10 protein-coding genes, 1 pseudogene and 1 riboswitch are annotated in these 12,937 nt (G+C 39.7%); of the genes and pseudogenes, 1 reads left to right on the top strand and 10 read right to left on the bottom strand.

Annotated features, from left to right (window positions below; all coding sequences use genetic code 11):
• Window position 1 precedes the first annotated feature (1 nt).
• Together B1NLA3E_RS21080 and B1NLA3E_RS21085 are read right to left on the bottom strand one after the other, a co-directional pair.
• On the bottom strand, window positions 2-1,063 hold the full coding sequence (locus B1NLA3E_RS21080; RefSeq protein WP_015595845.1) for a processed acidic surface protein: 1,062 nt from the start codon (window positions 1,061-1,063) through the stop codon (window positions 2-4).
• A 302-nt stretch (window positions 1,064-1,365) separates the two neighbouring features.
• Window positions 1,366-1,566, bottom strand: a complete 201-nt coding sequence (locus B1NLA3E_RS21085; protein WP_015595846.1) for a cold-shock protein — start codon at window positions 1,564-1,566, stop codon at window positions 1,366-1,368.
• Window positions 1,567-1,822: 256 nt separating this feature from the next.
• On the opposite strand from B1NLA3E_RS21085, the gene B1NLA3E_RS21090 reads away from it, so the two are divergent.
• Window positions 1,823-2,494, top strand: coding sequence for a DUF975 family protein (locus B1NLA3E_RS21090; protein ID WP_015595847.1), 672 nt, complete (start codon window positions 1,823-1,825; stop codon window positions 2,492-2,494).
• A gap of 219 nt (window positions 2,495-2,713) precedes the next feature.
• Here B1NLA3E_RS21090 and B1NLA3E_RS21095 read toward each other — a convergent pair.
• From B1NLA3E_RS21095 to sdhA, 8 genes and pseudogenes are all read right to left on the bottom strand, one after another.
• A pseudogene (locus B1NLA3E_RS21095) lies at window positions 2,714-4,173 on the bottom strand (IS1182 family transposase).
• A 513-nt stretch (window positions 4,174-4,686) separates the two neighbouring features.
• Window positions 4,687-5,868, bottom strand: a complete 1,182-nt coding sequence (locus tag B1NLA3E_RS21100) for a toxic anion resistance protein (protein ID WP_015595848.1) — start codon at window positions 5,866-5,868, stop codon at window positions 4,687-4,689.
• Window positions 5,865-6,521, bottom strand: a complete 657-nt coding sequence (locus tag B1NLA3E_RS21105; protein WP_015595849.1) for a 5-bromo-4-chloroindolyl phosphate hydrolysis family protein — start codon at window positions 6,519-6,521, stop codon at window positions 5,865-5,867. The genes B1NLA3E_RS21100 and B1NLA3E_RS21105 overlap by 4 nt, the downstream gene beginning before the upstream one ends.
• A gap of 605 nt (window positions 6,522-7,126) precedes the next feature.
• The gene (locus B1NLA3E_RS21110) at window positions 7,127-8,617 is read right to left on the bottom strand and encodes an amino acid permease (RefSeq protein WP_015595850.1); all 1,491 of its coding nucleotides are present in this window, start codon (window positions 8,615-8,617) and stop codon (window positions 7,127-7,129) included.
• Between the two features lie 106 nt (window positions 8,618-8,723).
• Window positions 8,724-8,913, bottom strand: a riboswitch (Lysine riboswitch).
• A gap of 197 nt (window positions 8,914-9,110) precedes the next feature.
• Window positions 9,111-9,491 carry a YidH family protein gene (locus B1NLA3E_RS21120; RefSeq protein ID WP_015595852.1) on the bottom strand — a complete coding sequence of 127 codons (381 nt, stop codon included), beginning with the start codon at window positions 9,489-9,491 and terminating at the stop codon, window positions 9,111-9,113.
• A 243-nt stretch (window positions 9,492-9,734) separates the two neighbouring features.
• Window positions 9,735-10,172, bottom strand: coding sequence for a YkvA family protein (locus B1NLA3E_RS21125; RefSeq protein WP_015595853.1), 438 nt, complete (start codon window positions 10,170-10,172; stop codon window positions 9,735-9,737).
• 219 nt (window positions 10,173-10,391) lie between these two features.
• A complete protein-coding gene (gene sdhB, locus B1NLA3E_RS21130; RefSeq protein WP_041580763.1) occupies window positions 10,392-11,147 on the bottom strand; it encodes a succinate dehydrogenase iron-sulfur subunit in 756 nt (251 codons plus the stop codon).
• Window positions 11,148-11,149: 2 nt separating this feature from the next.
• Window positions 11,150-12,913 (bottom strand): succinate dehydrogenase flavoprotein subunit, encoded by a 1,764-nt coding sequence (sdhA, locus tag B1NLA3E_RS21135; RefSeq protein ID WP_015595855.1) that lies wholly within the window; start codon window positions 12,911-12,913, stop codon window positions 11,150-11,152.
• Between the last annotated feature and the right edge of the window lie 24 nt (window positions 12,914-12,937).

The following is a 12,937-nucleotide window of genomic DNA, read 5'->3' on the forward strand; positions in this document are numbered from 1 at the left end:
TTTATAAAATCCTTCTATAAGTCCGGTATACCATAACTCCTGATAAAATCATAAAAAGGCCAATCAGGATATTGGGAACATAGTTGCCGGCTGTATTAGGTAGTTTCCCACCTTTTTCAGTTTTAAATTGAACGGCAGTTGTTTCAGTCTTTGCTTTTTCGACAACTACCTTTTCAGTGGCTTTATCTACTTCTTGTCCCACTTCATTTACGGTGTCAGAGTCTACCATTTCACCTGTTATAAGTAAGTCAGCCAGAAAATTCCCACTAAGATCGTAAATGTTCATTTTTAATTTAGCATTGTTTAGTTCATTCATACTCAATACTTCCCAAAATGGAATAGCAGATTCCTTATCACTTTTGACAAGATAAAAATCAACCTTTAATTGGAGGATGGTAAGAAATTCATCATAAATCGATAAAAATTCTTGAACCTGCTCAGAATTTAGGTCAGTCAATTTGTCAAATTCACCAAAAGCCTCCATTCTGGTTGCCAGTTCTTCTAACTTTGCTAGGGATTCAGGTGAGGATAACTCTTCTTGATGGGCAATAAAATGTTCGCTTAATTTGTTTAGTTCCGCTTCTGTTAGGCCAAACTGCTCCTGAAAAGCCGCTAATAGATTTGTAGCGAATTCATCATCAATTGAACCAGGGTCCCCCTCAATTGGATTCAAATAAAAGGAAACAGAATAATCTAGATCATCTATAAAAACATAATCATCAATTGCTTCTCCGTTTTCTTCTAAAAGAGAATTCAGTTCATCTATTGTCAGATCATATTCTGTTAGCATATCTTCTAAATTACTATTATCTGAAGAAATGACTTCTCCAAGAAAATCTGAGAGGTCTGTTACACTATCAAAATCATCTAGTCCTAATTCATAAAGAGTCAGTGACTCCTCAATATCTTCCTTTGTTACTTCAAAACCACGAGTTGCACTAATTTCCTCCAAATAAACTTCCAGATCCGAATCAAAGGTTGGGTCCTGAGCAGCAAAAGATAGGTTTGGTAAACTAGGTAATAATAAAAGTAGTGCTAGTAGTATTCTAGAAATTTTCTTCATCTTTTCCCTCTTTTCTTGTAGTAGTACAGCATTATTGTATACTAGAGTTATCTTGTGCGCTACCCATTATATGGAATTTATTCAATATTTCGAGTTGAGATATAAGGGGAGAATATTTTTGTTGAAAATTATACAAAATCACAAAAGCAGGTTGTCCAATTCAGCCATTTAGGAGCCAAAGGCTATTCAGTATTTTTGGAAATCAAGCAAGGGATTTTTGATTCAAGACGGGGATTTTTTGTAAAAAAAAACAGACCCTCAAGCAATAAAGTGAGAGTCTGTTTATCGTTTCGTTAAGTTAATTATGCCTTACGAACGTTTGTTGCTTGCGGGCCGCGTTGTCCTTGCTCAACCTCAAAGGTAACCTCTTGGCCTTCATCTAATGTTTTGTACCCCTCGCCCTGAATAGCTGAGAAATGTACAAATACATCTTCTCCACCTTCACGCTCGATAAATCCAAAACCTTTTTCACCGTTAAACCATTTTACTTTGCCATGTTCCATTAATTGTTGCCTCCTAGCATGTAATAAATAAACAAAATTACTAAATAATCTTGCTCATTTTAGTATAACCGTGGAAAGGACTTTTTAATCTTATATTTCCAACTATCTTTATTTTTCCCAAAAATGGGACTTTGGACAAGCGGGTTGTGAATAAAATATTGAAGAGTAAGCAGCAATTTTTTTACGAATAGTGTCACTTTCTGGCAAGACCTCGTTCTTATTATGGTATAATTTAACAATACAAGGAGGCTAATATATGAAAATTTCCGAAATCAAAAAACAAGCACGAACAGCGCTAAAAGGACAATGGGGTGCCGCAGTTCTACTTACCTTTATATTGTTCCTGCTCACATCGGTTTTACCATCGATTGTTGAGTCAATTTTTAGTGGAGGATTCAACAACATGTTGAATCAGGACCAAGCACCACCCTCAGCAGTTATAGGAAATATGTTGATCGCCATTATTTTAATTCCAGTAAGTATTTCAGTTTATTGGTATTATTTATCCGTTGTGAGATCAGAGGTACCAGAAATTTCCCAGGTGTTTACTATCTTTAATAATGGGAAAACTTATTTCAAATTAATCGGAGCTTCACTTTTAATCGGGATTTTTGTTTTCTTATGGACTTTACTACTCATTATTCCCGGTATTATCAAATCCATCTCATACTCTCAGACATACTATCTATTGAAGGACCATCCAGAATATACCGTGTTTGAAGCTATCACTGAAAGCAGAAAACGCATGAATGGATACAAATGGAAATATTTCCTCCTCAATCTAAGCTTTATCGGCTGGGGAATTCTTGGTATTTTCACTTTAGGAATTGGCTACTTATGGCTTGTCCCTTATGTATCAACCTCAAATGCCACATTCTACAATGAACTTATGCTCTCTGACAAAGATAAAGATGAACTTTATTTTTAGGTTGTGTTAAAGCTCAATGTTGAGTTTTTGTACAATGTTGATTGGAGTGGAAGGCGCGAAGACTCCTGCGGGAGCAGCGGGACAGGTGAGACCCCACAGGCGCTTAAGCGAGGCCACTGAAAAACATACGATTTTTACGTCTGTAAATAAATTTTGGTACAAAAAAGGCAATTTATCGTCTGTTTTTGGACGAAAAATTGCCCTTTTCCTTATCTTTTTTTATTCTTTTTCATTGAGGAGTTTTAGTATTCGTTTAAGGTTGACAGCGAATATCGCTGTAGCTCCCTGAATCTTCATGCCTAATAGACCCGCAGATGATGCAATATCATACCCGTGTCTATGTTTCAACTCACTATTTTTCGCTTCAATTTTATAGCGAGATTTCGCTAGCTCTTTAAATTCTTCTGTGTTTTGAAATGCCTCCTGATCGGCATGTTCTGTTGATTTGATTGTCACAGAATAAGATTTACTTTTCGCTCCTTCTTTATAACAGCCATCATGAAAAGGGCACACTTTACATTTTTCAATATCAAAAAAGTATTTGATTCTAGGGTTTTTATCTTGTCCCTTTCGTCCTTCATATTTCCTTCTATTAGCCATATGCCCTGCTTTACATACATACATTCCTGCATCTTTATTAAATTCAAACTCTTCTTCTTTTGTGCGTCTGCCATGTGTAATATGCGGATGTAATTTGGAAACAAGTGCTAATTCATTTTCTTTCGCGAATCGAATATTATCTTTCTCAGAGTAGGCTGTATCTCCAATGATTTTGTCAATTTTCATTCCAGTTGCTTGGCTTTTTTTGTTAAATCCCGCAGATATTTTCCATCACTTTTTTCACCTGTTGTCATAACTGCCGCTGTAATAATCCGTTCATTAGCCATCGCGTAATGCGTTTTGAACCCAAAAAAAGAAGAGTCCTCTGTTTTGTGTCCGACCCGTGCGTCTGGATCATTTGAATAGCTAAGTTGTTCTGTATAATCTTCTACGATCTCTTTTAGAACATTTAATTTTTCTTTGACCGCAGGTACCTTAGCGATTTGTGGTTCTTTTTCGACAACAGTAATGATTCGACGACAATAATCTAATTCATCGGTTACTTCAACAGAAGTTGTTTTCGCAGGGAATTTTTCCTTCATGGATTCATCAATTCGATACACGGCTTTTCGAACATTTTTCGCTTTCTCTTGTAAAAATTCCTTCGGAGATTTTTGGTTATAACGCGCTTTCGTATGTGTGGAATCCACGATAATGGTTTTACTTTTTATGATTTCTTTTTCCAGAGCAATCTCAACTGTTTTGCCAATGAGCAAATCTAATAAATCCTCATCTTGAAGACGGAGTTTACGAAATTTCGTTAAGGAACTAGGATCAATCACGGAATCTTCTGGTGCCATATCCAGGAAATATTTAAACGACATATCATATATTGAACGTTCTACTACATCCACATCAGATAGATCAAATATCGATTTTAGTAATAAATATTTGAACATGCGAATCGGTGAAATGGCATTTCGACCGTTATCAAGACAATATTTCGTTTTTAATTCTTCGAGAATAAATGAAAAGTCCACTAGTTCATTGATTTGGCGAAGCATATTACTTTTTGGCACAACTATTTCGTAGATTGCCATGAATGGGCTAAGATTAAGTGTTTCTTGATTGGAAATCATCGGGATACCACCTACATACATTTAATATCGTTATTATAAGGCAAAAAGGCAGTTGAAAGTTTGGTTTAATCAAACTTTCAACTGCCTAAATTAAAAACTTGGACTTTTTCAGTGGCCTCCGCTTAAGCGCCGAGGAGGCTCACCGCCCGCCCCGCGGAAAGCGAGTGCCTGGAGCGGAAATCAACATTCTAATTTAACAGAGCCTATTTTTAAAATATGATATTAATCCCCTTCCTCCTATTATGATGGCTTTTCTTCAGAAAAACATAAATTGCGGAGGGGGATTTTTTTTTCAAAAAAACAAAAAAAGTCCGGTCAAAAGACCGGAAAAGAGAAAAATGTAGTAAAGGGGGTTTGACTTCTTAATAAGCATACAGGACAAATATGAACAAAATATTAATAGGACATGAACATCCTTTTAACAATTCACTGCTATACAGCATCGGGGGTCAGGCACCACAAGGCGCTTTAAAGCGGTGCAGTACTCTTCTTACCCCCTCGATACTTCCCACGTTATTTCCCTTTTATTTCAAGTAGTTTTAATCTTAGGTCGTTTTCCATTGTGGCCAGTTCTTGTTCGGCCAGACGGCGTTTGGTTCGACCTTCTTCCTGGATTCGTAGTGTTTCTTCTAGTGTGGTCACGAGACTTTCCTGCGTTTTCTTAAGTGTTTCAATATCGACAAGACCGCGTTCATTTTCTCGAGCTGTCTCAATTGTATTCGTCTTCAGCATTTCTGCATTTTTCAATAATAGCTCATTCGTTGTTTTTGATACCTGCTTCTGTGCCTCGACTGCATGGCGTTGCCGAAGCAGGGTCAAGGCAATCGCAACCTGATTTTTCCATAACGGAATGGCCGTAACAATCGACGATTGGATTTTTTCAACAAGCGCTTGGTTCGTATTTTGAATGAGGCGAATTTGAGGTGCGCTTTGAATGGTTATTTCCCGGCTTAATTTTAAGTCATATAACCGTTTATCCAAGCGGTCGGCAAATTGAATCATATCGCTCACTTCTTGATATTTCATTTGATCCTGTGAAGCTTCAGCCGCTTTTTTCAGGGCTGGAATCGTTTTTTCATTCAGTTCTTCTATCTTGATTTCACCGGCAGCGATATAGATATTTAAGGCATGGAAATACTCTTTATTCGTTTCATAAAGCTTTTCCAGCATTCCTATGTCAGATAAAAGGACGTTTTTACTGCGATCAAGTTTGACACTGATACGGTCAATCTGCGCCCCTGTTTTCTGATATTTTGACAGAACCTCTTGGATTGAACCAGATAATTTCCCAAACATGCGCGAGAATAGTGATGGCTTATCTTGATGTAACTCATCAGGATTCATGTCATTAAGCCGCTTCATCAAGTCGCTGATAATCTCACCAACCTCACCAATATCCTGTTTCTGGACATGCTCAAGCATGGTATGGGAAAAAGAAAGCAGCTTACCTTGTGCTTGAGTTCCGTATAGAATCATTGCTTGTTGATTTTTGGGATCAATTTGTTCGGCAAGCTGATAGGCTTTGGCTCGGTTTTCGGCAGGAATCACGTCAATAAGTCTAACTGTTTGCTTCTCTTTTTGTAGCTGTGGTGAAAATTGATTTGAACTCTCAACATGATCACCAAATGGATTCGCCAAGATGTCATCCATTACATTGTTCGTACTCTTTAACAGGTTCGGTTCTTTCTCGTTCATTTTTTCAGCCTCCTGCTATCCCCATTGAATTGAGAATCCTTCAGTGTTTTTATCGAATGCTTCGCTACATCTACTTCAAAATTCAGATGATCAATGTCATCAGACAGGATTTCGTATAAATCGTCCTCCACAGCCTGGGTAAGTTCTGTTAATGTTTGTCGAGTTTCCTTTAGGGAGAGCACAAGCTCACTCGTTTTGTTAGGCTGTGTTGCTAGTAAAGCATATTTCTCGGTTAATTCAACAACTGAATCTAAATGGGAAAAATAAAATTGCTCTGCCTTGAAAAATCGCTTCGGTTCCTTTTTGGTCATTTTGTAAATCCTTCTAGTAATCCGAACAACATCTATTCTCTGTTTATACGGAATTTCCCGAATCCGAAAAATAGATTTGTTCAAGCGGTTAATTTTCAGCTTGGCCTCATCTAAATTTTTCTTAATATATCGGTATTCCTTTCTTGACAGCTGATTTTTCTTTAGAAAACGTGAATTCACATTTACGGATATCAGCATGTACGCAAAGATTCCTCCAACGAGAGAAATAACGGACGAAAGCCAGAATGTTAAGTCAAAAGCAAAGTAGCTTAGCAGCCACACGAAGATTGCAGTAGGTACAGCCACGAACGTTCCAACAAGAAACGAAATAAACAGGTTCATCTTAATCGACTCCTGACATAAAAATCCTTTCTATATATACGAATAATGGAAAATAACGTTTCAACTTTCAATCGATTATCCGTAGGAAGGGAAGAATTTCTTCTATAAACTCAGAATACACCAATGCTCCCCGTTTTCCTATAGACTAAGACAGTAAAAAATTCTACGACCTAAGACCTATTTTTATGCTGCTCACTTAACCCCGTTGATTCATTACCATTTCACCGCATTGGGGGTCAGGCACCACTTAGTGCTTTAACGTAGCACGTCAAGACAGTACCCGTGTATTCACAAAAAAAAGACATCTATAACGCAGAGTAAACTCTGTTCATAGATGTCTTTTATTAAGGCTCTTTCTAAAAGATTGTTGTTTCTATTATAGGTTTATGGAAAGAAAACCGTTGATAAAAAAGTTGATTGGAGCGGAAGGTGCGAGACTCCTGCGGGAGCAGCGGGACAGGTGAGACCCCACAGGCGCTTAAGCGTCGAGGAGGCTCACCGCCCGCCCCGCGGAAAGCGAGCATCCTGGAGCGGAAATCAACCACACTTCTCTTTTAGTAAATAGCAACAAAGTTTACAGACTTTATTAAGGTTGTCTACACAAGCTATTGCTTCAAAGACGGTGTCAAATCACACTCTTCTAACGGAATCACTTTTGTTTTCTTCACATATTTATAACCCAACCATACGGCAATGAACAATGGTAAGCCGATATACGATACCATCACACCGTACCAGTCAATTTTGTCACCCATGAAAGCAGCATAGTTTTGTCCTAAAACAACAAACGTACACAAAACAAAGGCAAAAATCGGGCCGAACGGGAACCATTTAGCAAGATAAGGAAGTTCCTTTAAGCTACGTCCTTGTGCCGCAAAGGCTTTCCGGAAACGATAATGACTAATCGCAATGCCTAACCAAACGATAAACCCGGACATACCAGATGCATTCAGTAACCAGATATAAACAGCACCATCACCAAACATGGAGGCAAAAAAGGCAATAAGACCAACCGCTGTTGTTACAAGTAGAGCATTAACAGGCACGCCACGGCCATCTACTTTTGATAAAAACTTCGGTGCTTTTCCTTCTTTAGCAAGATTCCAAAGCATTCTAGTCGAAGCATACATACCAGAGTTACCCGCAGATAGAACAGATGTCAAAATGACTGCATTCATAGCCGATGCCGCAAACGCAAAACCGGCACGTTTAAAGATAAGCGTGAACGGGCTCACCGTTACATCACCGCTTGAAAGTGACTCAGTTGTAAACGGAATTAGCATCCCGATTACAGCAATTGCTAATACATAGAATAATAGAATGCGCCAGAACACTTGACGAACTGCACGTGGAACATTACGAGCTGGGTCTTCACTTTCCCCTGCTGCTACTCCGAGTAGCTCAGTTCCTTGGAAGGAGAATCCTGCTGCCATGAAGATACCAATCATGGTGAAAAATCCGCCGTGGAACGGTCCATCGGCTAACATAAAGTTTGTAAAGCCAACCGCCTTACCTGTGAACACACCAAAAATCATTAATACGCCAACTACTAAAAAGAGAATAATCGTTACTACTTTAATAAGGGCAAACCAATATTCCGACTCACCAAAACCTTTGACAGACATATAGTTTAATCCAAACATGATTGCTAAAAATAAAGCACTCCAGAGCAGCGATGAGCTGTCCGGTAGCCAAAATTTTATAATGAGGGCACCAGCAACTAATTCGGCTGCGACCGTAATCGCCCAGTTGTACCAATAGTTCCATCCAAGCGCGAACCCTAAGGCTGGATCAACAAATTTGTTAGCATAGGTACTGAACGAGCCCGCTTCCGGCATGTAGGCAGCCAGTTCACCAAGGCTTGTCATCAAAAAGTAAACCATAATTCCGATAATGCCATATGCGACCAAGGCTCCACCTGGTCCTGCGGTATGAATGGCTGCGCCACTTGCTAAAAACAAGCCTGTTCCGATGGCTCCACCGATGGAGATCATCGTTAAGTGTCGGGCCTGCAATCCACGGTGCAGCTGTGGTTGTTCCTGCTGTAATTCCTCTTGAACCTCTAAAACTCTAGCTGTCGCATTTCCTTGACTCATATAAAAAAACTCCTTTTCTTTTTTTGGGAAGGAGCGCAAAATTTCAATAAAAAAAGCCGAACAATAGTGTCGACGGCATTCTCTACTTTAACCGCATCAAACCTTCCATGAAGATAGCACAACACGTTTGCCAGGTTAAGGCAGACGTGACAGTTCTGTTCCTGTTCGGATACAGCCCCAGCATGCTCAAACAGAGTAATGAGCAAACTTCGGCGATTTTTCCTTTCAAGTAAGTTCGTAGATGCCTCTGCATCTCCCTTACGCTACTATTAAAAACCGCGACCTCTACCTCATCGGTTAGGATGAGGGTAATATATTATATTAGTAGAACAATATTCACTATAATGTGCACCATAGGAAATGTCAATAACCTTTGATTCCCAGTAAATTTGATGCGATGAGCGCTAGCAGTTTAAATTTTTCCAAAAATAAGAAGAACAATTCTGTCCAACAAATTCGCTCTCCTTACTCGGTTAATAATTTTCTAAAATACTTAGATAAATTTCCAAACATACAAGTAATAAATGCCAAATACAAGGAAAATCAGGATTAATAGAATTGATAATGATACAACTAATGCCTTTGAAAAATGGAAGGTTTGGTTGTTGATGTCCTTCCCTTTTCGAAAATAACTAAATGTAGTCATGATTAGAGTAATGATTCCCAATACAATTGAGGCGAGGCCAATGATTTTAGCAAGAATATCTCCAATCACAACTTTAGTCGATAGAGTTGAAAAATGGAGGTTGGTGATCAAAAATCCCACTCCAATGATGGTTATACTTGTTCTAACCCATGCCAAATAGGTGCGTTCATTTGCCAAATGCTGCTGAATATATTTTGAGTCAACCGTCTGCTTTTCACTGTCACTCATTAAATTTCGAACACCTCTTTTTTACTAAATGTATTAATCTATTTCCTAACTTATCCCCTTCCTCTTCTGAATATGTCCCTATAAAAAAACAAACCCCTTCTTATAGAAAGAGTTTGTCCCATTTATTTAATAACCACATAGAAAAGAAGGACTTTAATGCACTACCGCACCGGGGGTCAGGCACCACTTAGCGTGTTAACACGTTAAAGCATCTGCATCGGCGTTGTAGTTGGTAGCTGGTGATCAGCCACCAAATTTCCCTCTTAATTTTTTCATTAATCCTGATCCAACCATTTTGTCGGCAACTTCTAGGATTTGTTTTATGACTTTTAGAGCGTCTTCATCCCCTGCCCAATGTTTCCTTACTACTTCAGGGCTTGAGTTGTTCACTATTCCATTCAATACGAATGCTGCAACTGCGATATCATCTACATAGCCGACTGGGCCAAGTAATGCTTCAGGTATAAGGTCAATAGGTGAAACAAAGTATGCAATTGCCGCAGCTAGTTTGGCTTTATCTGTTACGGAGACATCATCATCCAAGGTCAATTTGCATAATAAATGAAATAAGTCTGGGCCAAACATTAAAATTTCTACATATTTATTTGCTTTGCCATCCTCACTCTTTTCCCAGTACTGCATCTTCTTTCTGAAACTTTGATAAAAATCTTCTTGTTCCATCAAATTTTCACCTCTTTCTACTTCATAATACTATAATTCGACAATCTCACCAAATTCACCTTGCAAACAAATATGCCAATTTATTGTTTTCAAAAAAAAAAAACATCATTCACTTAAGAATGACATTTTTCTATTTAATACTATAGCGCTTTAAAGTGCCGGGGGTCAGGCACCACTTAATACAGTACAGATTTAAAGCGCCAGTTTTTGACCATTTTTTTAGTTTCCAAAGAAGTTTTTGAATGATTGTAGGGTTATTTGTCTGTTTAGGTTAGCGATTGATGTTGTCAGTTGAATCCCTTTTGGACAGACTTCGACGCAGTTTTGTGAGTTGCCGCATGTTGTAATGCCGCCTTCGCCCATAATGGCTTCAAGCCGCTCTTCTTTGTGCATCGCACCTGTCGGATGGGCATTAAAGAGACGTACTTGGGACAAAGGCGCTGGTCCCATGAACGGTGAATGATCATTGACATTCGGACAGGCCTCAAGACAACAGCCACAGGTCATACATTTGGACAGTTCGTACGCCCACTGCCTTGTTTTTTCTGGCATGCGAGGACCTGCACCCAAATCATGCGTTCCGTCAATCGGAATCCAGGCCTTCACTTTTTTCAGTGCATCGAACATCCGCTGACGGTCAACCATCAGGTCACGAACAACTGGAAAAGTAGTGAGCGGCGCAATCCGGATTGGCTGCTCTAACTGATCAATCAGCGAAGAACATGCCTGACGTGGTTTGCCGTTGATCACCATCGAACATGCCCCACATACTTCCTCGAGGCACACCGATTCCCAAATGACTGGTGTCGTCGGCTCCCCTTTTGCATTCACGGGATTCTTCTGGATCTCCATTAGAGCCGAAATGATATTCATGTTTGTGCGGTAAGGAACCTGGAATTCTTCCTCATACGGCTTGGAATTTGCATCTTTTTGCCGTTTAATGATAAGTTGAATTTTTTTACTGCTTGCACCCATGGTCATTTGGCTCCTTTCTTGGCTTTTGTGTAATCCCGTTTCCGCGGCTGTATTAAAGAAGTATCGACATCTTGATAGGAAAGCTCAGGTTGTTTTATTTTTGAATTAAATTTTGCAATAGTAGTTTTTAACCACTCATCATCATTGCGATCAGGGAATTCTGGCTTATAGTGAGCACCGCGGCTTTCATTCCTGTTTAGTGCGCCAAGCGTAATCACTTGGGCCAAATTAATCATTCCCTCAAGCTGACGGATAAATGAAGTACTGGAGTTACTCCATTTTGCTGTATCTTCTATATTAATGCGTTGATATCTTTCAGTGAAATCCTGAAGCTTATCAAACGTCGTCTTCAGCTTTTTATTCTCACGGACAACTGTTACATTCTCTGTCAGAAGTTCCCCTAGTTCCTTATGAAGCAAATAGGCGTTTTCCGTGCCATTCATCGCTAAAATAGAGTGATATTTCTGGCCATCCTCCATAAGCTGTCTCTCGAAAATGGATGAAGGTATATCATCAGCATACTTATCCAGCCCTTTTATATATTCAAGCGCTGAAGGTCCAGCCGTCATTCCACCGTAAACCGCTGACAATAGTGAATTCGCACCAAGTCTGTTGGCACCATGCTGAGAATAATCGCATTCACCTGCTGCAAACAAGCCCTCAATATTCGTCCTTTGTTGAAAATTAACCCAAAGTCCACCCATTGAATAGTGAACAGCCGGAAAAATCTTCATCGGAACCTTACGTGGGTCATCACCCATGAATTTTTCATAGATTTCCATGATTCCGCCAAGCTTGATATCCAACTGTTTCGAATCAATATGGGAAAGATCGAGATAGACTTTATTCTCCCCATCAATTCCAAGCTTCTGGTTAACACACACATCGAAAATTTCACGAGTGGCGATATCACGTGGCACCAAATTCCCGTATGCAGGATATTTTTCCTCAAGGAAATACCATGGCTTACCATCCTTATATGTCCAAACACGACCGCCTTCACCACGTGCAGATTCACTCATTAATCGATTTTTGTCATCACCAGGAATGGCCGTCGGATGGATCTGAATAAATTCACCGTTAGCATACAGAGCACCCTGCTCATATAATCTTGCTGCGGCATAACCTGTGTTGATCGTTGAGTTCGTTGATTTTCCAAAAATAAGGCCAGGTCCGCCTGTGGCAATAATGACCGCATCCGCAGGAAAAGACTGCATTTCCATCGTTCGCAAATTTTGTGCGGTAATTCCACGACATATTCCTTTGCCATCAAGGACTGCCGAAACAAATTCCCAACTTTCATATTTCGTCACCAGACCGTCTACCTCAAACCTACGGACTTGCTCATCAAGTGCGTATAAAAGCTGTTGACCTGTAGTTGCTCCTGCAAATGCTGTCCGGTGGTACTGTGTTCCGCCAAAGCGACGGAAATCTAGCAGACCTTCAGGCGTCCGGTTAAACATAACCCCCATCCGGTCAAACATATGAATAATTTTTGGCGCCGCCTCACACATGGCTTTGACAGGTGGCTGATTGGCAAGGAAGTCTCCCCCATAAACGGAATCATCAAAATGCTCCCAAGTCGAATCGTTTTCACCTTTTGTATTCACCGCTCCGTTAATGCCGCCCTGTGCGCAAACAGAGTGCGACCGTTTTACCGGGACAATCGAGAATAAATCCACCTTTGTTCCTGCTTCGGCGATTTTGATTGCTGCCATTAAGCCAGCTAATCCACCGCCTACAATTACAATTTTGCCTTTGCTCATAAGTGTCTCCTCCTATCCAGCTCC

The sequence above is a fragment of the Bacillus sp. 1NLA3E genome, assembly GCF_000242895.2.
GTDB lineage: Bacteria > Bacillota > Bacilli > Bacillales > Cytobacillaceae > Bacillus_BU.